Source organism: Vibrio sp. THAF64 (genome assembly GCF_009363455.1).
In the GTDB taxonomy this organism is placed as follows: domain Bacteria; phylum Pseudomonadota; class Gammaproteobacteria; order Enterobacterales; family Vibrionaceae; genus Vibrio; species Vibrio coralliilyticus.
Genome location: NZ_CP045355.1, coordinates 521717 through 547250 on the forward strand (window position 1 = coordinate 521717; position 25534 = coordinate 547250).

The following is a 25534-nucleotide window of genomic DNA, read 5'->3' on the forward strand; positions in this document are numbered from 1 at the left end:
GGCTATTCCCAATCCCAGATCTGCTTTGGTGTCACTATTTTTGGTAAAGGCACATCCCAAGATTCAGTGGGCAGTTGCTCGACCTGTTGGCAGTCATGCGCGAGGCCTATGGGTTTAGGCCCAGATTGATGATGGAACCAAGGCTCCAACGTTCGGTCGTAGTACCCTCCACCCATGCCGAGACGATGTCCATGGTGATCAAACGCTACTAGTGGCGTACAGATAAGCTCGAGCTGACGGGCGGGAATGATTTGGGTTTGATCCAGTTTAGGTTCTTGAATCTTATAGCGATTAAGTACCATAGGTGTTTCAAGATCGTAGCGTAGAAACAACAAATGTCCGGCTGAAAATGGATGGATAACAGGGAGGTAAATCGTTTTTCCTCGCTGTCTTAACCAGTCAATCAGTGGGGCGGTATTGATTTCACCGTCAGCAGACAGGTAAAGGGCAATGTGTTGAGCTGAAGAGACTTCCGGCAATTGAGCAAATTGGGCAATTAAATCCAACCCCGCTTTTTGCTGGGTTTCATCATTGAGTTGATTGCGCTTGGTGCGGATTAGTTTTCTGAAATCTTGTCGAGAAAGAATCATAAGAGTACCCATGGTTATTGGGTACCGAGGAGGATACCCCAGAGTGCCGTTGGAGATTTTGACCCTTGAACCAGCTGGTTCAAGGCGGATCAGCAATGATAACCGTAGGCTTCTCGGTTCAAGCCGAGCTTGCTCAATAGCTATCAAGTACTAACCCTTAGGGATTGCTTATCGGCTCAGGGACTTAATCCCCTCACGAACACTCCAGGGTAAATTCTTGCTTGCGGTAAAGGCTATTGCTGTCCTGGCTTTACTTTACTTAGTGCATCACTGAGTGATGCCGTGAGCTTTTCCAATTGCTCATTTAACGCATTTTGCTGTTGTTCATCTACTGTATCACGGCTTTCGAGCTCATGACAGACGTTCAAAGCGACAAAGGTGAGCAGTTGAACTTCGTTGGTAATCTTTGTCTTGGCAGCCATGTCTTGTAAACGCTCATCAAGGTGCTGAGCGGCGTTACGTAAAGACTCTTCTTGTCCAGACGGGCAGTTAACCCGGGTTAGTTTGCCTAAAATTTCGACTTCAACTGCTTGATTACTCATACCGACTCTAAATGCGTTAGTAGGGGTGATATGCAGACAATCACCGAGGAGGAAACTATAGGAAAAGGCTTGTTAAGATTCAAGCTTTTCCCAATCAAGGTGCACAAATCATGACGCAATAACACAGTAATTGGGCAAATTGTGTAAAAGCTATCCACAATTGCGCAATCGCTCGTTTTCGCTGGCCTTGGTAAATGGTAGGATTGGCTTTATTTAGCAAATTTAGGTCTCTTTCATGAGCGAACGCAATCTTCCAGAATACCTGACATTAGCAAGTGAACTTCAGTCTGCTGGTCTGGCGGTGAACCCTGCGGAACTGCATGGCCTTTTAGCGGGAATGCTAAGCGGTGGTTTAAGTCTGACAGACAAAAGCTGGCAACCGCTAATCTTTGATTACACCAATGATGGTATGGGCTGGCCTGCTAAGTCACTGCAATTAGCTCAGGCGACATTGGACGCAACCATCGTAGAATTTACCGGTTCAGGCATGGATATCTCGATGTTGATCCCTGATGAAGATGCCAGTGCAAGCCTGTTTGATACCGCTGACGGTGTTGCTGAATGGGTGAATCACTACATTTCTGGCTTAGGCCTTGTGAATGCTGATCTGAAAAAAGCTTCAACGGATGTTAAAGAAGCGTTGGCAGATTTAGAAGAGATTGCCAAGCTGGGCATCGATGAAGATGACGATATGCAAGAGCAAGCTCAACTGCTAGAGCAGGTGATTGAACATGTTAAAGCGTGTGCGCTGACGATTCACGCTGAATTTGGCCAAAAGCCGGTAGAGCAAAAGGCTCCGACCATCCACTAATCAGGACTCCCCATGAAGCAGTTTGATGTTGTAATTGCTGGTGGCGCAATGGCGGGCATGACGCTGGCACTGGCGATCAATAAACTCTCTCAGCAGCCGCTGTCTATCGCGGTTGTCGAGCCTTACCAAGTCGACCATCAGGCTCATCCTGGCTTTGACTCTCGTTCTATTGCTCTGTCGTACGGTACTGTGAATATTCTTAAGCAATTCGGGCTGTGGGAAGACATTTCAACCTTCGCGACTGCTATCCGCCATATTCATGTTTCTGACCGCTCTCATGCAGGTATGACTGAGATTGATAACCTCGAAGTTGGCGTTGAAGCTCTGGGCTATGTTGTCGAACTAGCAGATGTTGGCCGTCTCTATCATGAAAAGGTCGCTCAGGACTCTAATATCACTTTACTGTGCCCAGCCTCGGTTAATCAGATCGAACGACAGCAGCAATGCGTTCACATCGAACTAGATAATGGCCAAACCATCAGTGGGAAACTGCTGGTGGCGGCGGACGGTGCGATTTCGACCTGCTGTCAGCAAATCGGGCTCGATTTCAACGAGCACGACTTCGAGCAAGTCGCGGTCATTGCTAACATTAAGACGGCAGAGCATCACCAAGGTCGCGCTTTCGAACGTTTTACCTCTTCTGGACCAGTGGCTCTATTGCCAATGAGCGAACATCGCATGTCTCTGGTTTGGTGTTTAAGACCAGATGATGCACAGCGCGTTATGTCGCTCGATGATGATGCCTTTCTAAAAGAGCTCCAGCACGCATTTGGCTGGCGATTGGGGAAATTGGAAAAAGTCGGCCAGCGGGCTGCGTATCCATTGTTGTTACGTTATCGAGAGCAGAACACCTCACATCGATTTGCCATTGTTGGTAATGCAGCGCAAACATTGCACCCGATTGCTGGCCAAGGGTTTAACCTTGGGATTCGTGACGTAGCGACATTGGCTGAGGCGATAGCCAGTCATAGCGGCGATCCCGGAGATTATTCGGTATTGAGCCAATTTAAACGCCGCCGCGAAAATGATCGCAGTGCGACGATTTCACTGACATCGTCTCTGGTTCATATTTTTTCTAATGATTATCTCACACTACGTATTGGTCGAAATCTCAGCTTGGCCGCGATGGACAATATTCCGGTGTTGAAAGCGCCTTTATTAGCAAGAACTTTAGGCTTAGTTGCTCGATAGCAGCTTGAATGAGGATTGAATTCAGATGATGCAAAGCGTTGATATTGCAATTGTCGGTGGTGGCATGGTTGGCCTGGCTTTGGCCGCAGCATTTAAAGATACCGATTTGCGTATTGCGGTGATAGAAAGCCGAGTACCTGATAGCGAATTAGCGGACTTACCGGATGTTCGCGTGTCAGCCTTGAGTCGTTCAAGTGAAAACATATTGCGTAATTTAGGGGCTTGGAATGGCATTGTAGAGCGCCGTGCTGCGCCATACTCGGCGATGGAAGTCTGGGAACAAGACAGCTTTGCTCGAATTGAATTTGATGCGCAAAAGCTAGCTCAACCCGATCTCGGACACATTGTTGAAAATCGTGTGATTCAGTTATCACTACTTGAGCAGGTGAAGAAGCAGTCAAATGTCAGTTTGTTTATGCCTGCACAGTGTAGCTCAATGGCGGTTGGTGAAAGTGAAGCTTGGCTCACTTTGGACAATGGTCACGCATTGACAGCTAAACTGGTGGTCGGCGCGGATGGTGCCAACTCTTGGGTTCGCAAACAACAGGATATTCCGTTAACGCACTGGGACTATGGACATAGCGCTGTGGTTGCAAATATCTGGACAGCAGAAACGCATGACAAAGTGGCTCGTCAGATCTTTACCCCACAAGGACCTCTGGCTTTCTTACCTATGGGAGAAAGTAATATGAGTTCGATTGTTTGGTCTACAGAACCGAATCGAGCAGAGAGTTTAGTCTCGATGTCCGATGAAGAGTTCAACAAGTCACTGACGGCAGAATTTGACGCTCGACTGGGCTTGTGTGAAGTCGTTGGTCAACGTTTCGCTTTCCCGCTCAAAATGCGTTATGCGCGTGACTTTGCCGTTGAACGGGTCGCTCTAGTAGGGGATGCCGCGCACACTATCCACCCATTAGCCGGGCAAGGCGTTAACCTTGGTTTGCTTGATGCTGCGAGTCTAGCGCAAGAAGTGATGACCTTATGTCGTAAAGGTGAGGATATCGGCACTAAGCGTAACTTGCGCAGTTATGAACGCTGGCGTAAATCTGAAGCTGCGAAGATGATTGCTGCGATGCAAGGCTTTAAAGATCTGTTTGCTGGTGATAACCCTGCGAAAAAGCTAGCGCGAGGCATTGGCATGGCTTTGGTAGGACAATTGCCAGGAGCGAAAGATGAAATCATGAAGCGCGCCCTTGGCCTAAAAGGGAATCTTCCAGTATTAGCGCAATATCATGAAGCGACCTTACCTTGATGGAATCTTAAATGACAAAGGGTTGGCGATTGCCAACCCTTTTTAATTCTTGCCTACGCGTATGCACAGCGTAGTCTCATAATTTCCTGATTCACTTCCTTGACCGTTTGGAAGTGTCGCCGTTCGGCTTTTTCCGGTAAGACAAGCTTACCGTTATCAAATTCAAACTTACCAATACCGTAGATATAAATTCTTCCCTTAAATAGCCGACTTACGTGTTTAGCAATCATACCTGGTGTATAGCGCTTAAACAGTCTCATAGAGTAATCCTTATGTTTAGCAAGCACTGCAAAGTATACGATTTTCCGCCTGTTATTTATGTGATTATGGTGGAGGAATATGCAGTAAAATGAGTTTGTTTGGATATTTGTGTTGTTGTAGGCAAAACGCCCGATAAATATCCATTTTATTGTGACAATTACCTCACTTATGTTCTGTGATGGGAACTCGTCTTGGTTAATCATTCAGCGCAATAGTTAACCCGAGATTTATGACATTTCTAAGAATAGTTTAACTTTTTTATAATATGCCAGCTTACGGTAAATTTTTTGCATAAAAAAAGCCCGCATAATTGCGGGCGAATAGTCACAGATGCATTACACAAAAAGTGGATGTCCTGAAACAATCAGTGGATTCACTTTTTCGTTGGAGAAGGATTTGTGTGTTTATTACTATTCAAACGCTCAGCAGCTAAACACACCAAGCAATACATCATAATTCGCTCGCACTTTAACCAACGAAAATAAGCATAAACTAAAATATTATTTTTGACTATATATGCTTTCGATTTGAATAATAATTTAAATTGAATATGTTTCTTATTGAGATCTTTGTCACATTGAAGTGCAAGTTGTATGACGTGATATAAGAGGATTTGAAAGGCTTATCAACGGCAGATGTCTGCGAGTACTGGATTGCAGAGACGAATGAGATCATCTCGTGTCAATGCTATCCCTGCCATGTTGGAGCCACTGCTTATGGTAACCGTCTCCTCATTCAGGAGCTGGCGATCAAAGACAATCGGCATCTCTGTCGGCAACAGCAGAGGCGTTACTGTGCCAATCTGGTAGCCAGTCAGTTCTTCAACCATGGAGAGATCAACGCAGGTCATTCGGCGGCAACCGAGTAATGCTCGCACTTTTTTGGGATCAACAGATTGGTCACCCGGCGCGCAAGCCAGCGCATACAAATCGCCCATATCGCGTAATAGCATGGATTTGACCATCTGAGCTGGTCTAACCCCTCGCTGCTGAGCCGCGTCTTCAATGGTGATGGCTGGGGACTGATGGGGCAAGATACGGAAAGAAACCCGCTGCTCGGTCAAGTAGCGGGTTAGTTTTGTCTCAAACTTATTCGTCATCTTCAAGAGAATACGGCAGTGCTTGCATAGTCCAGACCGAATCTGGCGTATCTTTCAAACGGAATTGGGTATCAGAATCAAGGTTATTGGGTAGTACGATAAGGCCGATGCTTACGCCATCATTGAAGCGGTAGCTACTCATCAACTGGCCAGCGCTGCGCCAATTATCACCCACAGAGCGTTCTATCTCCGCACCGGCTTTGATCTCGGATGCAGAGTGGCCTTTGACGATTTGTAATGCGCGCTTATTCATACCACGGTACTTGGCACGAGCGACGGTCTCTTGGCCTGTGTAACAACCTTTGCTGAAGCTAATTCCACCCAGAGCTTGGACGTTAAGCGCTTGAGGAATATGCTCGCTTTGCTGCTCTTGTGTGACTGCAGGTATAGCGGCTTCAATATCCAGACGAGTCCAGATGTTTTCACAAGCTTTGGTCGCATTTATTGATTGGCATAGTTGTTCCGCAGTAGTGGCATCAATGGCCAGCAACCAGCGTTGCTGATCAATTTTAATCGCGGTACCACCTTCGATAGTTCGCACATCACCGCGTTGTTGCGAGAGCTCTTCAACGACATGGTTCGCTTTATCGCCAATTAAGCCCAGCAATACATCGGTACTTTGTGCAAATTCTATTTTGGAGAAAATAGCGTATTTTTTGAGTTCAGCGAGTTCAGTCTCAATCGCGGAGCTTGGCTGTAGCATCGCGTAACCGCCTCGGTGGTGGAACAAGCGGAATACGCTCCACACTTTTCCTTTTGCATCACAATGCGCGCCAAAAGTAGCGCTATCTTCGGCTAGTTGAACAACATCACAGGTCACCTGACCTTGTAGGTAAGACTTTTTATCATCGCCTTGTGCGGTGATCATTCCCCACGACGTGAGGTGGGTGAGTACAAGTTCGGGAAGAGAGTCATTGCTAGAAAGAGAAAGTGGAGCAAAGTCGTGTTGCCATTCCATGATGTTTACCTGAATGCTATCGAATAGTACTATGTTAGCGCTTAAGCACTAACGGAAACAACCTTTCAGCTGTATGGATTTATGCCGTAAATGTGTTAGCTAGCTCGGGAGTGTGACTGAGTTAGTAGTTGTCGGCAATTTTGATTGTTAAACTCGGCGCAAACAACCGAACAGGTGAGGAATTAGAATGTACACCACCGAAGAAAAAGCGCGAATTAAATGGGCGTGTCGCCGCGGAATGCTGGAACTGGATGTTGTCATTATGCCTTTCTTTGAAGAGTGCTTTGAAGAACTGAAAGACAATGAGCAGCGTGACTTTGTGTCTCTGCTTGAATGTGATGACCCAGACTTGTTTACTTGGATTATGGGCCACGGTCGCAGTGAAAACTTAGGTCACGCTTCTATGGTCGACAAGATTGTTGCCCACAACCTCAGTAAAGTGCGTTAGGCTCTTCGCCTCCACGTCATTCGTTTCACAACAGGCCAACATCAGTTTCCTGATGTTGGCCTGTTGTTTTTTGATTACTTCCGAACTCCCGCTGACGGCTACCGTCTTTACGGTGGCGTTACTCCTTAAATATCATAGTCAAACAAACTGGTTTGCTGAGCCGATGCAAGGGGGCTTAGTTTTCTCTTCTACGGATTCCTGCGAAATGGATGGTGAGCCCATCGAGATACAAAGAAGTATTTTGAGCTTAGCCTGGTTCGGAATATTGATCTGGCCTAAAGTTGGCCGCAAGAGAATAATTTGGCGAGACAGTGTTAAGGAAGAGCACTATCGGCAGTTATTAGTGATATTAAAAAGGGAGCATTAAGCTCCCTTTATTATTAAGAATCGATTTTCTCTGGTTCAAGGATGGTTGGGCCGCTGTCTGGGGCCAGTTCCGGATAGTCGAGCGTGTAGTGTAAACCGCGGCTTTCCTTGCGCTCCATTGCACAGCGCACCATCAGTTCCGCGACTTGAAGTAGGTTACGTAGCTCAAGTAAGTTATTAGATACCTTGAAGTTACTGTAGTACTCGTGCGTTTCTTGCTGCAGCAACTGAATACGACGTAGCGCGCGTTCTAGGCGCTTATCGGTACGAACGATTCCCATATAGTCCCACATGAACAGACGCAATTCGTGCCAGTTGTGCTGAATCACAACCTCTTCATCAGAACAGCTAACCTGACTTTCATCCCATGCTGGAAGAGAAGGAGGAAGTTCGGCAGTATCCATTCGGCGGATAATATCGTTGGCCGCTGACCACGCATAAACAACACACTCTAGCAGTGAGTTTGATGCCATTCGATTGGCGCCATGTAATCCGGTATAACTCACTTCGCCAATGGCATAGAGTTGAGACAGATCCGTTTCACCTTGTTTATTGACCATTACGCCACCACAGGTGTAGTGGGCCGCAGGTACAACCGGAATCGGTTCTTTGGTCATGTCGATGCCAAGGTCCATCAGGCGTGTGTAGATGGTCGGGAAGTGCTTCTCGATGAAATCTGCTGGCTTGTGGCTGATGTCCAAATACATGCAGTCAGCCCCAAGGCGTTTCATTTCAAAGTCAATCGCACGCGCGACGACATCACGAGGAGCTAACTCTTCTCTCTCATCAAAGTCTGGCATAAAGCGAGTGCCGTCCGGACGACGCAGGTAAGCGCCTTCACCACGCAGAGCCTCGGTGAGCAGGAAGTTTCGTGCTTCAGGGTGATACAGGCAAGTTGGATGGAATTGGTTGAACTCCATATTCGCAACCCGGCAGCCTGCTCGCCACGCAATCGCAATACCATCACCAGAGGAAACGTCAGGGTTAGAGGTGTACTGATAAACCTTAGACGCGCCACCTGTTGCCAGTACTACAAACTTGGCTCGAACCGTTTCAACGTGTTCTTGGTTTCGGTTCCAGATATAAGCGCCGACAATTTTCTTGCTGTCGCCACCGACTTTATCTTCGCAGATTAGATCGAGTGCGTTGTGTCGCTCTAGGACCGTGATATTTGGGTGGTTGTGAGCGTTATCTTGCAAGGACGTTTGCATGGCCATACCGGTAGCATCCGCGGCATGCAAAATTCGACGGTGGCTATGACCCCCTTCACGCGTCAGGTGGTAACGAGGTTTTTCGTCACTGTCACCATCTTCACGATCAAATGGGACCCCACCATCGATCAGCCACTGGACACACTCTTTGGCATTTTCAGCGATAAACTCAACGGTTTCTTGCTCACAAAGGCCAGCGCCAGCTATTAGTGTGTCTTCTACATGCGATTCAATACTGTCTGACTCGTCAAAAACAGCGGCAATACCACCTTGAGCGTAATATGTAGCGCCTTCACTTCTTGGCCCCTTACTCAATACAATGACTTTGCCATATTCCGCGACACGTAACGCTAACGACAGACCGGCTGCGCCACTACCCACCACTAACACATCACATTGATGTTCACGGTTTGCGTTCATAAAACTTTTAAATTCCCGAGTTAAGTTGTACTGGCGCCAATCCAACTTTTTAGCGTCAGCTACAGAGCGTTCCCGCTCTTAAATCAATTTAAAATTGCAATATGGACTCTGAAAATACCAGAGTTAGCTCACTATAGTAGCACTGGAGTGAATGCAATTCTTCGTAAATAACATTGCTTTTGAACTCTTTCGTCCCCACAATCTGGAACAGAAGTTACTGGTCCATCACTTCTCAAATAAAATTCGAAGAAAGTTTGAACTTTATATTCATTACTGAGTCACAATAGTGCTCAAGTAAGCAGTGGTGTCAATACTACATTTTGCATAATTAATGCTCATATCTGACAAGATAGGGGTTAATAACAATAGGAGTACCCGCTCGAATGAACGAGCAGCTGACCGATCAAGTGTTAATTGAGCGAGTTCAGAATGGAGATAAGCAAGCATTTAATTTGTTGGTCACTAAATACCAAAACAAAGTATGTAATCTTATTTCTCGCTACGTCAATAATCCGGGGGATGTACCTGACGTAGCACAAGAAGCATTTATTAAAGCGTATCGCGCTATACCAAGTTTTCGTGGCGAAAGTGCCTTCTATACTTGGTTATATCGAATCGCTGTTAATACTGCGAAAAACCACATCGTCGCTCAGGGTCGTAGACCGCCTGCGCAAGATGTGGATACTGAAGAAGCTGAATATTACGAAACTGGTAGTGCATTAAAAGAAATTTCGAACCCTGAGAACTTAACGTTGTCCAAGGAATTGAAGCAAGTAGTTTTTAGTGCGATCGAAGCACTACCTGATGACTTAAAAACCGCAATGACGTTGCGCGAGCTTGATGGCTTGAGTTACGAAGAAATCGCTGCGGTGATGGATTGTCCTGTTGGAACGGTGCGCTCGCGTATCTTCCGAGCTCGTGAAGCGGTTGAGAAAAAGATTCAACCCCTTTTGCAACGCTAGTACCAGTAACGTTAATGGTGAAAAGAATGGCTGACAAAGAGAAACTTTCAGCACTCATGGATGGAGAGTTGGTCGATAAGGCTTTAATCGGTGAATTAGAGCAAGACCAAGCTAGCCTACAAACCTGGAAAAATTACCATTTAATTGGTGATGTGATGCGAGGTGAAGCACCGGAGAAACCGGAGTGGAACATTGCAGACAGCGTTGCACTTGCGCTAGAAGATGAGCCCGCGCATTCAACGTTCACCTCTGGCAAGATTGCCGACATTAATGAACAACGCATAGAAGCGCAGCCGACGCCTTCTCAAGCGCGTCGTCAGTTGCCAGCTTGGCTCAGCCAATTTGGTCAGGTGGCGGTTGCCGCGTGTGTGTCACTTGCTGTGATCTTAGGCGTACAACAATATGGTGGTAGCGACCCTAGCCAACCGGAAGCGGAGCAATTGCCTGTTCTGCAGACGATTCCATTTGCAGGCAGTGCTGAACCAGTGAGCTTGACACGTTCTTCGGTGGAACAGCCAACAGCGTCAAGTGAAACTAACGTGCAAGAGCAGCGCCGTCGAATTAACGCCATGCTTCAAGACTATGAATTACAGCTTCGCCTCAATAGCGATAACGCTGTAGAGCATAATGACAACCCAGAAACGGTAGTTGAATGAGAAAATTTCTGATCAGTGCGCTGACACTGTTCAGTTTGAGTTCGCCACTAGCCTTTGCAGAAGAAAAACCTGCAGAGGCTTTGTTGCATCAAATGAACGAAGCCAGTCAGCATCTCAATTATGAACTGTCTTATATCCTGATTAAGAAAAACAGCATCGAACCTTTGCTGTATCGCCACGCTCGCAGCGAAGGTCAGCAACTCGCTCACCTTGTTTATCTAAGTGGACCTGTACGTGAAGTGATTCGCCGAGGTGATGAGGTCAGTTACATTGAGCCTGGTGTTGAGCCGTTTACCATTGAGTCCGGTAACATGGTTGCCCCGACTATCCCGCTTCTAAATTCTAATGTTGATGAGCTGAGTGAGATTTACGACTTTATTCAAGTCGGTCGAGCGCGTGAAGCGGGTGCGGCTTGCCAAGTATTGAGAATTGCTCCGAAAGACGGGTTACGCTATTCCTATATCCTGTGGATCGATGAGCAAACTAAGCTTCCACTAAGAGCTGATCTGGTTGATCGTGATGGCGAAGTGCTGGAACAGTTCCGCACCATTTCCTATAGCGTCAATGATCAGATTTCTGACATTCTTAGCGGTTTGAATACCGTTAAATTGCCCGACGTATTGTCCCTGCCAAAAGGCGAGCTAGAGAAAAGCTTTTGGACGGTCGGTTGGATTCCGAAAGGGTTTGAATCCAAAGAGTTGAACCGTTATCGAATGGCGAATACTAACCGCATGGTCGAAACTCAGATGTACACTGATGGTCTGTTCAGTTTTTCCATCTATGTGTCTGAGAGTGACAATTACTCACTTAAAGGCCAACTGGTTCGTCAAGGGCGTCGCACACTTCATAGCTTCGTAAAAGGTGACAAAGAGATCTCTGTGATCGGAGATATTCCGCCAGCAACCGCTAAGCGAATTGCTCAATCGGTCACCATCAATAAACAAGCGAGTGCCACGCAATGATGACCGCTTTAGCGACAGTATCTGCAGTGAAATCAGGGCCTAAGGGCTATGATGTGGAGCTGAGTTGTGAACAGCAAACCAGCTGCAGCAGCTGCTCGTCGCAAAAAAGCTGTGGTACCGGTATTGTCTCAAAAGCGGTGGGAAACAAGTCTCTGCACTGGCACCTAGTGACCAGCAAACGGGTTAAAGAAGGTCAGGTGGTGGAAATCGGCTTGCCGGAAAAAAGCCTGCTGCAATCGGCCGCAGTGGTTTATCTAGTGCCGTTGTTTGCCATGATTCTAGGCGCTGCGGTTGGACAGTGGCTATTAGCGCCTGCGTTTGGTCTTGGCGAAGGTATTGCTATCCTGACATCTGCTATCTTTACTGTGGCAGGCATTTATGGCGCAAAAAGTCTGGCCGTTAATTTTGAACGCCAGTCGCTGCGAGAAGTCATATTACTTCGGGTTTTGGGAGATCCAATTAGCTAGTGCGAAGTGCACAGAAATTGGGTAGAATCTGCCAACTTGATTGAAACGCCGTCACAAGACGGCTTTCTTATGTCCCTATTTTAAAGAGTTTAGTCACACCAAATCATGAAGCACATTCGTAACTTTTCGATTATCGCCCACATCGACCATGGTAAGTCGACCCTATCAGACCGTTTGATCCAAGACTGTGGTGGATTGAGTGACCGTGAAATGGCAGCTCAGGTTCTGGACTCCATGGACCTTGAACGTGAGCGTGGCATCACTATTAAATCTCAAAGTGTGACACTCAACTATACCGCTAAAGACGGTGAAACCTACCAATTGAACTTCATCGATACTCCAGGGCACGTTGACTTCGCCTACGAAGTTTCTCGCTCTCTAGCGGCATGTGAAGGTGCGTTGCTGGTGGTTGATGCTGGTCAGGGTGTTGAAGCTCAGACGTTGGCTAACTGCTATACCGCGATCGAAATGGATCTGGAAGTGGTACCAATTCTGAACAAGATCGATCTACCTGCTGCGGATCCTGAGCGAGTAGCAGAAGAGATCGAAGAAATTGTTGGCATCGATGCGATGGAAGCCACGCGCTGTTCGGCTAAGACGGGCCTAGGTATTGAAGACGTACTAGAAAACATCGTCTCTGCGATTCCGGCACCAGAAGGTGATCCAGAAGCGCCACTGCAAGCTTTGATCATTGACTCTTGGTTTGATAACTACCTAGGTGTTGTCTCTCTGGTCCGTATTAAAAATGGTGTCCTGAAGAAGAACGATAAGATCAAGGTGATGAGCACTGGCCAAGTTTGGGGTGTGGATCGTCTTGGTATCTTCACACCTAAGCAGGAAGACACGACGGAACTGCAAACGGGTGAAGTAGGTTGGGTTGTCTGTGGTATCAAAGATATCCTAGGTGCGCCTGTTGGTGATACGCTAACGCTAGCTAAGCACGGTTGTGAAGATCCGCTACCAGGGTTTAAGAAAGTGAAGCCTCAGGTATACGCCGGATTATTCCCAGTCTCTTCGGATGACTATGAAAACTTCCGTGATGCACTAGGTAAACTGAGTCTAAACGATGCGTCTCTGTTCTATGAACCAGAAAACTCAGCTGCTCTAGGCTTTGGTTTCCGCTGTGGTTTCCTCGGCATGCTGCATATGGAAATCATCCAAGAGCGTCTGGAGCGTGAGTACGATCTCGACCTGATTACCACTGCGCCAACGGTAGTGTACGAAGTAGAGCAAACGGATGGCGAAATTCTTTACGTTGATAGCCCAGCTAAGCTACCAGCAGTGAATGATATCGAAGAAATTCGTGAGCCGATTGCGCGTTGTAACATCCTTGTACCTTCAGATTACTTAGGTAATGTGATTACTCTATGTGTTGAGAAGCGTGGTGTTCAGGTTGATATGGTTTATCACGGTAACCAAGTAGCTGTGACTTACGATATTCCGATGGCGGAAGTGGTACTCGATTTCTTTGATCGTCTGAAGTCAACGTCTCGTGGTTATGCGTCTCTGGATTATAACTTCCAGCGTTTTGAAGCGTCTAACATGGTTCGTGTTGATGTACTTCTTAACGGCGATAAAGTGGACGCACTGGCATTGATTACGCACAAAGATCAATCTCAGACTCGTGGCCGTCAGCTCGTAGAGAAGATGAAAGAATTCATTCCACGTCAGATGTTTGATATTGCGATTCAGGCTGCGATTGGTAACCATATTATTGCGCGTTCAACGGTTAAACAGCTACGTAAGAACGTAATCGCAAAATGTTATGGCGGTGACGTGAGCCGTAAAAAGAAGCTACTGAAGAAGCAGAAAGAAGGTAAGAAACGTATGAAGCAGATCGGTAACGTAGAGCTGCCTCAAGAAGCCTTCTTAGCGATCTTACACGTAGGTAAAGATTAATTTGTTGGGTAACGACTCAATATAAGAACTTGTTAAGTGAAAGGGTTTCGGCTCTTTCACTTTCGTATTTTTGAGGTAAGGGAAGTCAATGGCAAATACATTTTCACTGATCTTGGTTATTGTCACTCTGGTCACTGGTATTGTTTGGGTGTTGGAAAAGCTGGTGTTTGCGAAGAAACGTCAGACTAAACTCGCTGCAGTTGAAGCTCAGACAAACGGACTGGATACTGCAACTGCTGAACAAGTGGAAAAGCAGCCATGGTGGATTGAAAACAGTGTTTCAATTTTCCCTGTCATTGCGGCTGTTTTGGTATTGCGCTCGTTTATCTACGAACCGTTCCAAATTCCTTCAGGCTCAATGATGCCGACCTTACTGGTTGGGGATTTTATTCTGGTTGAGAAATACGCATACGGTCTAAAGGACCCAGTGTGGCGTACACAACTGGTTGAAACGGGTAAGCCAGAGCGTGGTGACATCGTAGTATTCAAATACCCACCTCAGCCAAACATTGACTACATCAAGCGCGTTGTTGGCCTACCGGGTGATACGGTGCGTTACAGCAGCAAGAAAGAAGTGTGTGTTCAACCTAAAGGCGAAAGCCAATGTACTCAGGTGCCGTTGTCGAATGTGGAAGAAAGCCCATTTATCCAAGATGGTGTGCCACTGATTCAACTGAATGAAAAACTGGGTGAAGTTGAACACCAAATTTTGGTGAACCCATTACGCCGCGATCGCGTGTCGGCTTATCAGCCACGTGGTGGTGTTAATGAGTGGGTTGTGCCAGAAGGTCAGTACTTTGTGATGGGTGATAACCGTGACAACAGTGCAGACAGCCGCTACTGGGGCTTTGTTCCAGAGGCGAATCTGGTTGGTAAAGCGGTTGGTATCTGGATCAGCTTCGAGTTCGAACGCAGTGCAGATAGCTTCTTACCATCATGGATCCCAACTGGTGTTAGGTTTAACCGCATCGGTGGTATTAACTAATTTCTCGTTATATTTGATGTCGCAGCCGTCTTGGCTGCGTCAACTCAACTATAGAGAATGAAAAACAATTTAATGAGAGAGCATGAATTCTCCTATTGCCAAACTAGAGAAAAAGCTCGGCTATCAGTTCAATGATGCAGAGCTTATTAACTTAGCGCTGACTCACCGCAGTGCTCATGGAAAACATAATGAGCGTCTTGAGTTTCTGGGCGATTCAATTTTAAGTTTTGTCATTGCTGACGATCTTTATCACCGTTTCCCGAAAGTGAATGAAGGGGACATGAGCCGTATGCGTGCGACACTTGTTCGTGGTAATACGCTGGCGGAGCTAGGTCGAGAATTCGAACTAGGAGATCACTTAAAATTAGGTCCAGGTGAATTGAAGAGTGGCGGCTTCCGTCGTGACTCAATTCTGGCTGACGCTGTTGAAGCTATCATAGGTGCAATCTACCTAGACAGTGATATTGAAGTGGTGCGTGGCATTATCCTTAGCTGGTATAAGCAACGCCTTGAAGCGATTCAACCGGGTGTTTCTCAGAAAGACCCTAAAACGCGTCTTCAAGAGTTCCTACAAGGGCGAAGAAAACCACTGCCTGTCTACACAGTGACTAATATTAAAGGTGAAGCACACAACCAGCAGTTTACTGTGTCGTGTGAAGTCGCAGGTGTCGGATCGCCTGTAATAGGTAAAGGCACCAGCCGCCGCAAGGCAGAACAAGCGGCTGCGGAACTAGCACTAGAGCAACTGAGCAATGACTGATTCAACAGATAACAACGAATTCGATATCGATGCGTTTTTCTCATCGAGTGGTGAAGTGAGTTCACCGGAAAACCAACATTGTGGCTTTGTTGCTATTGTTGGTCGTCCAAACGTGGGTAAATCAACGCTACTGAACCGAATTCTTGGGCAAAAAATTTCGATCACTTCTCGTAAGCCCCAAACAACACGCCACCGCATTATGGGTGTCGATACTGAAGGCGATTATCAGGCGATTTATGTCGATACTCCAGGTCTTCACATTGAAGAAAAGCGTGCGATCAACCGCTTAATGAACCGCGCTGCCAACTCATCATTGAGTGATGTGAACCTAGTGTTTTTCCTTGTTGATGGTACTCACTGGACCAAAGACGACGAAATGGTGCTGACTAAGCTGCAGAAGTCGAACTTCCCAGTGGTATTGTGTGTCAACAAAGTCGATAACGTACAAGACCGTAACGACGTTATGCTGCACATGATGGACATGTCGAAGAAGATGGAATTCGTTGATGTGGTGCCTATCTCCGCGAAGCAAGGCAAAAATATCGATGTTCTACGTAAGCATGTACGTGAGCATCTGCCAAAAGCGGCCCATCACTTCCCAGAAGAGTATGTTACTGACCGTTCTCAGCGCTTTATGGCGTCGGAAATTGTACGTGAGAAACTCATGCGCTTCACAGGTGAAGAGTTACCTTATTCGGTGACGGTAGAAATTGAACGTTTCGATTACAACCCTGAAACTGATGGCTTCCATATCAATGCACTGATTCTGGTTGAACGTAATGGCCAGAAAAAAATGGTGATTGGTAAAGGCGGTGAGAAAATTAAGACCATAGGCCGTGAAGCTCGTCTGGACATGGAAGAACTGTTCGGCCGTAAAGTGTATCTAGAAACGTGGGTTAAAGTGAAATCTGGCTGGGCTGATGATGAACGTGCATTGCGTTCATTGGGCTACATCGACGATTTATAAGCTTGGCAGCGAATTCACTTCGCTCCAACATGAGTTAGAATAAGGAGCCATCAGGCTCCTTATTTTTTATGTAACATTCATCTGGCAATCTCTATGACCTCAGAAGGCTTACAGCGCTGCTTTGTTCTTCACCGTCGCCCTTACAGTGAGTCGAGTTTAATTCTCGATGTTTTTAGTGAGGAGTTCGGTCGTGTCACTTTAATGTCTAAAGGTGCGCGCAGTAAACGCTCAAACCTCAAAGGAGCGTTGCAGCCTTTTACGCCTCTATTACTTAAGTGGTCGGGTAAAGGATCGATGAAGACACTGCGTCAAGCGGAGCCGATCAGTCTGGGCTTGCCACTGACGGGGATCAACCTTTATTCCGCCATGTATGTCAACGAGTTGATTGGCCGAGTGCTGATGGCGGAAGTGTCAATGCCAGCCCTGTTTCATGATTACCTGCATGCTCTTACTGAACTGGCTCAGTGTGAGAATCCGGAACCGGCATTGCGTCGTTTTGAACTGGCACTGCTGTCTGCAATGGGGTATGGCGTCGACTTTCTGCATTGCGCGGGTACTGGAGAGCCGATTGAACCTGAGATGACCTATCGATATCGAGAGCAGAAGGGATTTATCGCTTCAGTTCGACGTGACAATCTGACTTTCGTCGGGAATGAACTGATTGCGATTAGTGAACGAAGGTTCACCACAAAAGAACAACTTAAAGCGGCAAAACGCTTTACACGTATAGCATTAAAGCCGTATCTTGGCGGCAAACCATTAAAGAGTCGGGAGCTATTTATGCAAATCTTAGCGCCCAAATCACGGAGTATTGGAAAATGAGCTCAATCTATCTGGGTGTTAACATCGATCACATTGCCACATTACGTAACGCGCGCGGTACTAAGTACCCAGATCCTGTTCATGCAGCGGAAGTCGCCGAGCGTGCTGGAGCAGATGGCATTACCATTCACCTTAGAGAAGACCGCCGCCATATTGTCGATCGTGATGTACGTATCCTAAGGGAAACGATCCAAACTCGTATGAATCTTGAAATGGCTGTGACGGATGAGATGGTTGAAATTGCTCTGCAAACCCAACCTGAATACGTGTGTTTGGTTCCAGAAAAGCGTGAAGAGCTGACCACCGAAGGTGGTTTGGACGTGGCGGGCCACGTAGAAAAAATTAAAGCGGCAACCAAAATACTGACGGAAGCAGGCATTAAAGTTTCTTTGTTTATTGATGCTGATCGTGAACAGATTGATGCAGCAAAAGCGTGTGGCGCGCCTTACATCGAGCTGCACACTGGTCATTATGCGGATGCTGAGAATGATGAAGATCAGCAAGATGAACTGAAGAAAATTGCAGCTGGCGCAAGCTATGCGGCTGACTTAGGTATCACCGTGAATGCAGGCCATGGTCTGACTTACCATAACGTAGCTCCGATTGCTGCTATCCCTGAAATCTATGAACTAAACATCGGTCATTCTATCATCGGTCGTGCAGCATTTGATGGCTTGCATAAAGCGGTGGCAGATATGAAAGCACTGATGGTAGAAGCGCGTAAGTAATCACAATGGCAATCGTTGGTTTAGGAACAGATATTGCGGAAATTGAACGTGTTGAAAAAGCGCTGTCCCGCAGTGGTGAAGCGTTCGCCCGACGTATTTTGACTGATATCGAGTTACAACGCTTCCAATCGCTGAAGCAGCAGGGGCGTTTTTTAGCCAAGCGCTTTGCTGCCAAAGAAGCGGCGTCAAAGGCATTGGGAACTGGCATTGCATTGGGGGTGACGTTCCATGACTTCACCATTACCAATGATGAGCACGGTGCGCCACTTTTGTCGTTGTCTGGTAAAGCTCTAGAATTTGCCCAAAAAAAACAGGTGGAGAATATCCACCTGTCTATTTCTGATGAACGTCATTACGCCGTTGCTACCGTTATCTACGAATCTAAATAAGGTGCCGCACTCGCGGTGACCTTCTCCATTTCATCTTGCAGTTCAAACAACTCTGGCTCAATATCTTCTAGGCTTGCACCTGAACGCAGAGCTTTCTCTATTGTGGCACAGACTTTTTTCAGCCTTGGGACACCGCAATATGAGCTGCTGCCGTGGAGCTTATGTACGTGATGAACCAGCGTTTCGCTGTCAAAGTCATCTTCTTCCAGCGCTGCTTCAACCACACTACTAACTTCCGGAATAAAGTCGACCAGCATTTGCAACATATCACGGGCAAGATCTTCTTTATTGGCGGATTGTTTTAGCGCCGCTTGCCAGTCGATGATGATGTTGTCATGTTCGATCACTGCTGACGAAGAGTGTTCTGAAGGCTCAACATCGGACGGCAAGTCGAGCTTCTCCATTTCAGATTCCGTGGTATTTGGGTTCCAGTGCATTAACACTTGTTGCAGCACATGTTCTTCAATTGGCTTGGTGAGATAATCATCCATGCCCGCTCCGAGTAGTCTGTCACGTTCGCCACTCATCGCGTGCGCGGTGACGGCGATCACAGGAGTGTTGGCATTAAGTTCAGTTTGCTTGATTTTGCCACAAGCGGTTACGCCATCCATGTGTGGCATCTGAATGTCCATCAGGATGATATCGAAATGCTGGGTTTCCGCTTGAGCTACTGCATCGAGGCCGTTGGTGCAAGTCACCACTTTTTCGACCCGCTCCTGGAGGAGGGCGCTGATCAGTTTCAGGTTTGCTGGGTTGTCATCGACGGCCATAACCGTTAACGGTAGCGTCTCGTTGTATGCCGGTTCAATCTCAACCATTGGCAAGCTTTCTTGATTGGCGGCTAACGTTTGTAGTAGTTTTCGTCGAGATAATGGCTTGGTGATGCAATGAACATGGTGTGTCTGGATAAGGTGATCCGACAGAGCCAGAGCAGTACTAGGGATACCCACTACCACTTGAGGCGCACATTGCTGGGCTTGCTTCACCCACTGTTCAACCAGCTCAGCTTCGTTGGTTTTGTTCGGTGCGAGATTAAGTAGCACATAATCGAACTGACTGGCTTCTTCCGGGATTGATGAGCGGTAGGTGACAATTAGCCCTTCTTGTACCAGGGTTTGCTGCGTCACCGAGGCTGCTTGCATGTTCGGCTCGACGAGTAGCAGGGTGCGTTGTCGCAGTACTTGAGTTTCCAGCAAATCGCTCACTGGCATGTCTGTTGAGTTGAGTCTGAGCGTAAACCAGAAAGTTGAGCCTTGGTGCAGGCGGCTGGTTAAGCTGATTTCTCCCCCCATCTGACTCACGAGTTTTTGGGTGATGACCAGACCAAGCCCTGTCCCGCCGTAGCGGCGAGAAATGCTGGCGTCTGCTTGACTGAATGCTTGGAACAGTTGAGCTTGCTGGCGCTCGGAAATACCAATACCGGTATCGCGCACCATAAACTGTAATTCAACCGCATCTTCTTTTTGAGAACGCAGCTCGACACTGATGTCGATGTTGCCTCGCTCGGTAAATTTGATCGAGTTACCTACTAGGTTAGTGAGTACTTGCTGGATTCGCAGCGGGTCACCAACTAAGCCTGCCGGGATCTTAGGATCGACTTTAAGGGTTAGTTCTAGGCCTTTTTCATGGGCGCTGGTAGCTTGCAAGCTCACTACTTCCTCGAGGGTTTCCTGGAACTCAAACGGAATATTCTCCAGTGCCAACTTGCCTGCTTCCAGTTTAGAGAAGTCCAAAATGTCATTGATGATATTGAGCAGGTTATTGGCTGACTTTTCGATGGTCTGCAAATAGTCCGCTTGGCTGTTGGTCAATTTGGTTTTGAGCATCTGACGAGTAAAGCCAATCACGCCATTCAACGGTGTGCGAAGCTCATGAGACATATTGGCAAGGAACTCGGATTTCACGCGTGCTGCTTCCTGCGCGCGTTTCTTCGCAATATCCAATTCAACGTTCTGAATTTCAAGCTGTTCGAGTGTTTCCCGTAAGTCCGAAGTCGCCTGATCGATACTGTGTTGCATCTCCACATGGTATTCCGACAGCGAAACCGCCATGGCGTTGATACCATTTTTGAGAGAATCAAGCTCACCATGCATCTTACCTTCAATTCGAACATCGAGGTGACCGCGACGAATTCTGTCGACCATGTTCTTCATATGAGAAATCGGTCGGGTGACGTCATGCATCAGGCGATAAGCAAACACCGCTGATAGTCCTAACCCGGAGAGCAGTACTAAAAACGCAGAGAAAATCTCTTGATACTGTTGCAGGCGCAGGGAAGAGAGGTCGAGCTCTACGGCAATGTAGCCAAGGGCTGGATTGGTATCTTGCCCTTTAGGCGTCGATATCAAACCGGACTCGGCAATGATCGGCGCGCGCAAAATCAGTGTGTTCTCCTGAAGATCAGACGTCACCAGCAGAGGAATAGGTTCATTGCGTGGAAAGGTGAGGGACTCAAAGTTCGGATGAAAGTTGGAAGTAACGAATAAATCGTGGTTGTAATCGAAGACGGCGATACTGCGAACAAACTTTGAGTTTTTCCGGTGCGCATAACTGATAATTCGACGGACAGATTCGCGGCTGTTGTTTTTTAGTCCCTCTTCGCTGGCAATCGCCAGAGGTTCAATAATACTTAAGCCTGAATTGATGACCTGCTTTTCCAAGTCGTGATAGCGATTAAAGGAGAAAAACGCACTCAGTAACAGGCCAATGATCAACGTCGGCGCGAGTGTGAGGGTAATAACGCGGGCGCGTAAGCCATATCTTGTCATTATTGTCTAAACATCGTGGTGTGGATATGGGAAAATAACTTCCACAAATAAAAGAAGCCGTCGAATCCTTAAGCATAATAAACTCGTTCGGCTCAGACAATGATTCAGGCCTGAAAAGGTGACGCCTGGACAGCAATACAGAGCAATAGTTAAAAGGCACAGAGCAAAGCATGGCGCGTTTCTTCCAACCGAAAAAGAAAACTCAACTCAACACTAAGCATCAATCGTTGAAAATCGAAAAACTCGATCATCACGGTGCAGGCATAGCCTATCAAAATAAGAAGCCAATTTTTATTGAAGGGGCACTGCCGGGAGAGCAAGTGTTAGCTCAGTTGACCGAAAGTAAGAGTAAGTTCTCACGAGCGACGCTGATTAAGGTGCAAACGCCGAGTGAACAACGAGTTGAGCCTTTCTGCCCACATTATCAGCAATGTGGGGGCTGTAATATGCAGCACCTGAGTAGTGAGCACCAGCAGATGCACAAACAGCAAACGCTGAGCCAATTGATGAGCAAGTTTGCTGGGCAGAGCCTCAACTTAGAGGCCCCGATAGTGGGCGAATCGGAAGGCTACCGTCGCCGCGCTCGCATCAGTGTCATGGTGGATAAAAAAACGCGTCAACTGAAATTTGGTTTCCGTAAAAAGCAGAGTAAAGACATCGTCACTCTGACTCACTGCCCTGTTTTGGCGCCGGAATTGGATGAGTTATTGCCTGATTTATATGCGCTGCTATCACGCTTTTCTCAACAAGAGAACATTGGCCATGTCGAGTTAGTGAAAGCAGATAACACGCGCATTCTGGTTTTGCGCCACCTCAAGCCACTGAACAATAAAGATCATGATGCACTGCTTGAATTTGCCAAGCTCAATCAGATTACGCTTTATCTGATGCCAAACAATGAACAGTTGATGCTTGAAACAGGTGAAGCGGGTGTTTATCAGGAAACTGGCGTCAACATCCCGTTTGAGCCAAATAATTTCATTCAAGTTAATCAACAAGTGAATGCGCAGATGGTTACTCAGGCGTTGGATTGGCTGGCGTTATCTGAGCAAGATCGAGTGTTAGATTTGTTTTGTGGGTTAGGGAACTTCAGCCTCCCTATCGCTAAGCAGGTAAAAAGCGTTATCGGTGTTGAAGGGGTCGATGAGATGGTGAGTAAAGCTACTCATAATGCTCAAGTTAACCAGATTGATAATGCTCAGTTTTATCAGGCAAATTTGGAACAAGATATGTCTGGTCAGCTCTGGGCGAGAGAAAAGTTTGATAAAATACTGCTCGATCCAGCACGAGCTGGCGCTAGTGGAATTGTCGAGCAAGTTTCTGCGCTAGGTGCGACAAGAGTCGTTTATGTTTCTTGCAATCCTGCTACTCTAGCCCGAGATTCTCAGAGCTTGCTAAGTCAGGGATTCGAGTTAAAGAAACTGGGTATGTTAGATATGTTCCCCCATACCAGTCACTTAGAATCAATGGCGCTTTTTGTGAAGGATTAATGCGAACTTAGCCCGTGGTGAGCAGTCTCAACACGGGGTAGGTCGAAGATAAAAAGTATTACAGGACGAAGACGATGGTTGCGGTAAGAAGCGCACATTTGAATCAAGACGAACAGTTTGAACTAGATAATTGGATTGCGAGCCTAGAGCAAGACAATAAAGTGTCGAAACGCCTTAAAGAGGTATATCGACATTGTGAAACCATTCTACAAGACAACGATCAAGGCCCACTGCTGTTATGGCGTGGGCGTGAAATGATCGAAATTCTCATTACTCTCTCCATGGACAAAGCCACCTTAGTGGCTGCTTTGTTGTTTCCAGTGGTGTCCAGTGGGGCTTATGAACGTGAAGCACTGGAAGAGGATTTCGGCAAAGAAACGATCAAATTGATTGATGGCGTTGAGGAAATGGCGGCACTGGGACAGCTCAATGTCACTATGGAAGGCAGCGCTGCCTCGGCTCAAGTAGATAATGTTCGCCGTATGCTATTAGCGATGGTCGATGACTTCCGCTGCGTGGTCATCAAGCTTGCTGAACGCATCTGTAATCTGATCGAGGTAAAGAAAGCCCCGGACGAAGTGCGCCAAGCTGCGGCGAAAGAGTGTTCAAACATCTACGCGCCTCTGGCAAACCGTCTTGGCATTGGTCAGTTGAAATGGGAAATTGAAGATTACGCTTTCCGTTATCAACAGCCTGATACCTATAAACAGATCGCGAAACAGCTTTCTGAGCGTCGCATCGTTCGTGAGCAGTACATTACGGATTTTGTGGATGACCTCTCGAATGAAATTACCTCTTCAGGCATCAATGCAGAAGTAAGTGGGCGTCCTAAGCACATTTACAGTATCTGGCGCAAAATGCAGAAGAAGAGTCTGGCATTTGACGAACTGTTTGATGTTCGCGCTGTTCGTATTATCGCCGACAAACTTCAGGATTGTTATGCAGCACTAGGCGCTGTTCATACCAAATACAAACACCTACCAAGTGAATTTGATGATTACGTTGCGAACCCAAAACCGAACGGGTATCAGTCAATCCACACTGTGATTCTTGGCCCTGAAGGGAAAACCATCGAGATCCAGATTCGTACTAAAGACATGCACGAAGACTCGGAGCTTGGCGTTGCAGCGCACTGGAAATACAAAGAAGGTGGCGGTGGCCGAAGTGGCTACGACGAGAAAATTACTTGGCTGCGTAAACTGCTTGATTGGCAGGAAGAAATGTCAGATTCCGGCGAAATGCTTGATGAAGTACGTAGTCAGGTATTTGATGATCGCGTTTACGCGTTTACGCCTCGTGGCGATGTGGTCGACCTGCCTATGGGCGCGACGCCACTTGATTTTGCTTACCACATTCACTCAGAAGTCGGGCACCGTTGTATCGGCGCCAAAGTTGCAGGGCGTATAGTACCGTTTACCCATAAACTGACGATGGGCGATCAGGTCGAAATCATCACGGCTAAAGAGCCGAATCCATCTCGTGACTGGCTGAATCCATCAATGGGATTTGTCACATCTGGTCGAGCGCGCGCTAAGATCAATGCTTGGTTCCGTAAACAATCACGTGAAAAGAACCTAGAAGCGGGCCGAGAGATTCTTGAAGCCGAGCTGGCCAAAATCAACGCGACACTGAAAGACGCCGAGCAGTATGCGTTGAAGCGCTTTAACGTCAACAGTGCCGACGAATTGTATGTTGGTGTCGGCAGTGGTGACTTGCGTATCAACCAGATCATTAACCACATTAATGCCTTGGTGAATAAGCCCACTGCCGAGGAAGAAGATCAGCAAGCGCTAGAGAAGTTACAGGAAGCTGAAACCAAAGCGCCTGCGCAAAGCCGTCCTAAGAAAGACGCAGTGGTTGTGGAAGGGGTTGATAACCTGATGACGCACCTTGCGCGTTGCTGTCAGCCGATTCCAGGGGATGAAATCGCAGGTTATATCACTCAAGGTCGAGGTATTTCGGTTCACCGCGCCGACTGTGAACAGCTTGAAGAGCTGCGTCATCACGCTCCAGAGCGTATCATCGATACCGTTTGGGGCAGTGGTTTTGTTGGTTCTTACATCCTGACCGTCCGTGTGGAAGCGATGGAGCGTAGTGGACTACTCAAAGACATCACCACCTTGTTTGCCAACGAGAAAATCAAAGTCACCAGCATGAAGAGCCGTGTTGATTACCGTAAGCAGCTATCGATTATGGACTTTGATCTAGAGGTCACTAACATTGAGATTCTGCAGCGTGTGTCGAAGCGAGTTGAACAGATTAAAGATGTTATGTCGGTAAAACGCCTCGGCTAGTTTTTACGTCGTATTTGGCTTTCTAACAGCGTTAACTTCACTATACTCGCTCCATCACATAGGCAAGCTATGTTCAGGAGTCTCGTAAGTTTGTTGCCTTGTTAGAAGAGCCAACTACTTAGTAAAAAAGAGTAGTCATTCCCTAGAGTGAAACGAGCGATTGGGGATGACAATAAATTTTTAAAGGTGAGTGGTTGTACCGCTCACCTTTTTCTTTAGATAGGTTTAAAGGAACA

The 25534-nt window shown here is 47.0% G+C and carries 25 protein-coding genes and 1 other RNA gene; 18 read left to right on the plus strand and 8 right to left on the minus strand.

What is annotated here, in order from left to right; genetic code table 11:
• Nucleotides 1-2: 2 nt before the first annotated feature.
• From FIU99_RS02465 to FIU99_RS02475, 3 genes are all read right to left on the minus strand, one after another.
• A complete protein-coding gene (locus FIU99_RS02465; protein WP_006957808.1) occupies nt 3-590 on the minus strand; it encodes a 5-formyltetrahydrofolate cyclo-ligase in 588 nt (195 codons plus the stop codon).
• A gap of 31 nt (nt 591-621) precedes the next feature.
• Nucleotides 622-804, minus strand: a non-coding RNA gene (gene ssrS / locus FIU99_RS02470) — 6S RNA.
• 19 nt (nt 805-823) lie between these two features.
• A complete protein-coding gene (locus FIU99_RS02475; RefSeq protein WP_006957807.1) occupies nt 824-1132 on the minus strand; it encodes a cell division protein ZapA in 309 nt (102 codons plus the stop codon).
• Nucleotides 1133-1367: 235 nt separating this feature from the next.
• On the opposite strand from FIU99_RS02475, the gene FIU99_RS02480 reads away from it, so the two are divergent.
• Genes FIU99_RS02480 through FIU99_RS02490 form a run of 3 tightly spaced genes read left to right on the plus strand, consistent with a single transcriptional unit; the run spans nt 1368 to nt 4386 of the window.
• Nucleotides 1368-1943, plus strand: a complete 576-nt coding sequence (locus tag FIU99_RS02480; protein ID WP_006957806.1) for a YecA family protein — start codon at nt 1368-1370, stop codon at nt 1941-1943.
• A 12-nt stretch (nt 1944-1955) separates the two neighbouring features.
• Nucleotides 1956-3134, plus strand: coding sequence for a 2-octaprenyl-6-methoxyphenyl hydroxylase (gene ubiH, locus FIU99_RS02485; protein WP_006957805.1), 1179 nt, complete (start codon nt 1956-1958; stop codon nt 3132-3134).
• A gap of 25 nt (nt 3135-3159) precedes the next feature.
• Nucleotides 3160-4386 (plus strand): FAD-dependent 2-octaprenylphenol hydroxylase, encoded by a 1227-nt coding sequence (locus FIU99_RS02490; RefSeq protein ID WP_152471988.1) that lies wholly within the window; start codon nt 3160-3162, stop codon nt 4384-4386.
• A 53-nt stretch (nt 4387-4439) separates the two neighbouring features.
• Here FIU99_RS02490 and FIU99_RS02495 read toward each other — a convergent pair whose 3' ends face one another.
• From FIU99_RS02495 to ygfZ, 3 genes are all read right to left on the minus strand, one after another.
• Nucleotides 4440-4646 carry a DUF1107 domain-containing protein gene (locus FIU99_RS02495; protein WP_006957803.1) on the minus strand — a complete coding sequence of 69 codons (207 nt, stop codon included), beginning with the start codon at nt 4644-4646 and terminating at the stop codon, nt 4440-4442.
• 626 nt (nt 4647-5272) lie between these two features.
• Nucleotides 5273-5746, minus strand: coding sequence for an aminoacyl-tRNA deacylase (locus FIU99_RS02500; RefSeq protein ID WP_039951234.1), 474 nt, complete (start codon nt 5744-5746; stop codon nt 5273-5275).
• Nucleotides 5736-6704 (minus strand): tRNA-modifying protein YgfZ, encoded by a 969-nt coding sequence (ygfZ, locus tag FIU99_RS02505; protein ID WP_152471989.1) that lies wholly within the window; start codon nt 6702-6704, stop codon nt 5736-5738. Before ygfZ ends, FIU99_RS02500 begins: the two co-directional genes overlap by 11 nt.
• A 187-nt stretch (nt 6705-6891) precedes the next feature.
• Between ygfZ and FIU99_RS02510 the strand changes: the two genes are divergently transcribed.
• Both FIU99_RS02510 and FIU99_RS27730 read left to right on the plus strand, forming a co-directional pair.
• Nucleotides 6892-7152, plus strand: coding sequence for a succinate dehydrogenase assembly factor 2 (locus tag FIU99_RS02510; RefSeq protein ID WP_006957800.1), 261 nt, complete (start codon nt 6892-6894; stop codon nt 7150-7152).
• Between the two features lie 52 nt (nt 7153-7204).
• Nucleotides 7205-7519: a hypothetical protein gene (locus tag FIU99_RS27730; protein WP_039951233.1), complete on the plus strand. Its 315-nt coding sequence runs from the start codon at nt 7205-7207 to the stop codon at nt 7517-7519.
• A gap of 13 nt (nt 7520-7532) precedes the next feature.
• On the opposite strand, the gene nadB is transcribed toward FIU99_RS27730, so the two are convergent.
• Nucleotides 7533-9149 carry an L-aspartate oxidase gene (nadB, locus tag FIU99_RS02515; protein WP_006957799.1) on the minus strand — a complete coding sequence of 539 codons (1617 nt, stop codon included), beginning with the start codon at nt 9147-9149 and terminating at the stop codon, nt 7533-7535.
• A gap of 383 nt (nt 9150-9532) precedes the next feature.
• On the opposite strand from nadB, the gene rpoE reads away from it, so the two are divergent.
• From rpoE to acpS, 11 genes are all read left to right on the plus strand, one after another.
• Entirely contained in the window at nt 9533-10111 is a 579-nt protein-coding gene (rpoE, locus tag FIU99_RS02520; RefSeq protein WP_006957798.1) for an RNA polymerase sigma factor RpoE, read from the plus strand.
• Between the two features lie 26 nt (nt 10112-10137).
• Nucleotides 10138-10767, plus strand: a complete 630-nt coding sequence (locus FIU99_RS02525) for an RseA family anti-sigma factor (RefSeq protein ID WP_006957797.1) — start codon at nt 10138-10140, stop codon at nt 10765-10767.
• A complete protein-coding gene (gene rseB / locus FIU99_RS02530; RefSeq protein WP_006957796.1) occupies nt 10764-11729 on the plus strand; it encodes a sigma-E factor regulatory protein RseB in 966 nt (321 codons plus the stop codon). The genes FIU99_RS02525 and rseB overlap by 4 nt, the downstream gene beginning before the upstream one ends.
• Entirely contained in the window at nt 11726-12196 is a 471-nt protein-coding gene (locus FIU99_RS02535; RefSeq protein ID WP_006957795.1) for a SoxR reducing system RseC family protein, read from the plus strand. Before rseB ends, FIU99_RS02535 begins: the two co-directional genes overlap by 4 nt.
• 105 nt (nt 12197-12301) lie before the next feature.
• Nucleotides 12302-14095 carry a translation elongation factor 4 gene (gene lepA / locus FIU99_RS02540; protein WP_006957794.1) on the plus strand — a complete coding sequence of 598 codons (1794 nt, stop codon included), beginning with the start codon at nt 12302-12304 and terminating at the stop codon, nt 14093-14095.
• An 88-nt stretch (nt 14096-14183) separates the two neighbouring features.
• Nucleotides 14184-15080 carry a signal peptidase I gene (gene lepB, locus FIU99_RS02545; RefSeq protein WP_006957793.1) on the plus strand — a complete coding sequence of 299 codons (897 nt, stop codon included), beginning with the start codon at nt 14184-14186 and terminating at the stop codon, nt 15078-15080.
• Between the two features lie 82 nt (nt 15081-15162).
• Nucleotides 15163-15840 (plus strand): ribonuclease III, encoded by a 678-nt coding sequence (rnc, locus tag FIU99_RS02550; protein WP_006957792.1) that lies wholly within the window; start codon nt 15163-15165, stop codon nt 15838-15840.
• On the plus strand, nt 15833-16807 hold the full coding sequence (gene era / locus FIU99_RS02555; RefSeq protein ID WP_006957791.1) for a GTPase Era: 975 nt from the start codon (nt 15833-15835) through the stop codon (nt 16805-16807). The genes rnc and era overlap by 8 nt, the downstream gene beginning before the upstream one ends.
• Before the next feature lie 93 nt (nt 16808-16900).
• The gene (gene recO / locus FIU99_RS02560) at nt 16901-17629 is read left to right on the plus strand and encodes a DNA repair protein RecO (protein WP_006957790.1); all 729 of its coding nucleotides are present in this window, start codon (nt 16901-16903) and stop codon (nt 17627-17629) included.
• Nucleotides 17626-18357: a pyridoxine 5'-phosphate synthase gene (gene pdxJ, locus FIU99_RS02565; protein WP_006957789.1), complete on the plus strand. Its 732-nt coding sequence runs from the start codon at nt 17626-17628 to the stop codon at nt 18355-18357. The genes recO and pdxJ overlap by 4 nt, the downstream gene beginning before the upstream one ends.
• A 5-nt stretch (nt 18358-18362) precedes the next feature.
• Nucleotides 18363-18746 (plus strand): holo-ACP synthase, encoded by a 384-nt coding sequence (gene acpS / locus FIU99_RS02570; protein ID WP_006957788.1) that lies wholly within the window; start codon nt 18363-18365, stop codon nt 18744-18746.
• On the opposite strand, the gene barA is transcribed toward acpS, so the two are convergent.
• Nucleotides 18731-21514, minus strand: coding sequence for a two-component sensor histidine kinase BarA (gene barA / locus FIU99_RS02575; RefSeq protein ID WP_006957787.1), 2784 nt, complete (start codon nt 21512-21514; stop codon nt 18731-18733). The two genes, acpS and barA, sit on opposite strands and share 16 nt — an antisense overlap.
• Before the next feature lie 170 nt (nt 21515-21684).
• Between barA and rlmD the strand changes: the two genes are divergently transcribed.
• The gene (gene rlmD, locus FIU99_RS02580; RefSeq protein ID WP_006957786.1) at nt 21685-23004 is read left to right on the plus strand and encodes a 23S rRNA (uracil(1939)-C(5))-methyltransferase RlmD; all 1320 of its coding nucleotides are present in this window, start codon (nt 21685-21687) and stop codon (nt 23002-23004) included.
• Nucleotides 23005-23078: 74 nt separating this feature from the next.
• Nucleotides 23079-25298 (plus strand): GTP diphosphokinase, encoded by a 2220-nt coding sequence (relA, locus tag FIU99_RS02585; protein ID WP_006957785.1) that lies wholly within the window; start codon nt 23079-23081, stop codon nt 25296-25298.
• Nucleotides 25299-25534 lie beyond the last annotated feature (236 nt).

Excerpts from the sequence above, each read along its gene's own strand:
- FIU99_RS02465 (WP_006957808.1), bottom strand. The coding sequence starts at position 590 with ATGATTCTTTCTCGACAAGATTTCAGAAAACTAATCCGCACCAAGCGC.
- FIU99_RS02475 (WP_006957807.1), bottom strand. The coding sequence starts at position 1,132 with ATGAGTAATCAAGCAGTTGAAGTCGAAATTTTAGGCAAACTAACCCGG.
- FIU99_RS02480 (WP_006957806.1), top strand. The coding sequence starts at position 1,368 with ATGAGCGAACGCAATCTTCCAGAATACCTGACATTAGCAAGTGAACTT.
- ubiH (WP_006957805.1), top strand. The coding sequence starts at position 1,956 with ATGAAGCAGTTTGATGTTGTAATTGCTGGTGGCGCAATGGCGGGCATG.
- FIU99_RS02490 (WP_152471988.1), top strand. The coding sequence starts at position 3,160 with ATGATGCAAAGCGTTGATATTGCAATTGTCGGTGGTGGCATGGTTGGC.
- FIU99_RS02495 (WP_006957803.1), bottom strand. The coding sequence starts at position 4,646 with ATGAGACTGTTTAAGCGCTATACACCAGGTATGATTGCTAAACACGTA.
- FIU99_RS02500 (WP_039951234.1), bottom strand. The coding sequence starts at position 5,746 with ATGACGAATAAGTTTGAGACAAAACTAACCCGCTACTTGACCGAGCAG.
- ygfZ (WP_152471989.1), bottom strand. The coding sequence starts at position 6,704 with ATGGAATGGCAACACGACTTTGCTCCACTTTCTCTTTCTAGCAATGAC.
- FIU99_RS02510 (WP_006957800.1), top strand. The coding sequence starts at position 6,892 with ATGTACACCACCGAAGAAAAAGCGCGAATTAAATGGGCGTGTCGCCGC.
- FIU99_RS27730 (WP_039951233.1), top strand. The coding sequence starts at position 7,205 with ATGTTGGCCTGTTGTTTTTTGATTACTTCCGAACTCCCGCTGACGGCT.
- nadB (WP_006957799.1), bottom strand. The coding sequence starts at position 9,149 with ATGAACGCAAACCGTGAACATCAATGTGATGTGTTAGTGGTGGGTAGT.
- rpoE (WP_006957798.1), top strand. The coding sequence starts at position 9,533 with ATGAACGAGCAGCTGACCGATCAAGTGTTAATTGAGCGAGTTCAGAAT.
- FIU99_RS02525 (WP_006957797.1), top strand. The coding sequence starts at position 10,138 with ATGGCTGACAAAGAGAAACTTTCAGCACTCATGGATGGAGAGTTGGTC.
- rseB (WP_006957796.1), top strand. The coding sequence starts at position 10,764 with ATGAGAAAATTTCTGATCAGTGCGCTGACACTGTTCAGTTTGAGTTCG.
- FIU99_RS02535 (WP_006957795.1), top strand. The coding sequence starts at position 11,726 with ATGATGACCGCTTTAGCGACAGTATCTGCAGTGAAATCAGGGCCTAAG.
- lepA (WP_006957794.1), top strand. The coding sequence starts at position 12,302 with ATGAAGCACATTCGTAACTTTTCGATTATCGCCCACATCGACCATGGT.
- lepB (WP_006957793.1), top strand. The coding sequence starts at position 14,184 with ATGGCAAATACATTTTCACTGATCTTGGTTATTGTCACTCTGGTCACT.
- rnc (WP_006957792.1), top strand. The coding sequence starts at position 15,163 with ATGAATTCTCCTATTGCCAAACTAGAGAAAAAGCTCGGCTATCAGTTC.
- era (WP_006957791.1), top strand. The coding sequence starts at position 15,833 with ATGACTGATTCAACAGATAACAACGAATTCGATATCGATGCGTTTTTC.
- recO (WP_006957790.1), top strand. The coding sequence starts at position 16,901 with ATGACCTCAGAAGGCTTACAGCGCTGCTTTGTTCTTCACCGTCGCCCT.
- pdxJ (WP_006957789.1), top strand. The coding sequence starts at position 17,626 with ATGAGCTCAATCTATCTGGGTGTTAACATCGATCACATTGCCACATTA.
- acpS (WP_006957788.1), top strand. The coding sequence starts at position 18,363 with ATGGCAATCGTTGGTTTAGGAACAGATATTGCGGAAATTGAACGTGTT.
- barA (WP_006957787.1), bottom strand. The coding sequence starts at position 21,514 with ATGACAAGATATGGCTTACGCGCCCGCGTTATTACCCTCACACTCGCG.
- rlmD (WP_006957786.1), top strand. The coding sequence starts at position 21,685 with ATGGCGCGTTTCTTCCAACCGAAAAAGAAAACTCAACTCAACACTAAG.
- relA (WP_006957785.1), top strand. The coding sequence starts at position 23,079 with ATGGTTGCGGTAAGAAGCGCACATTTGAATCAAGACGAACAGTTTGAA.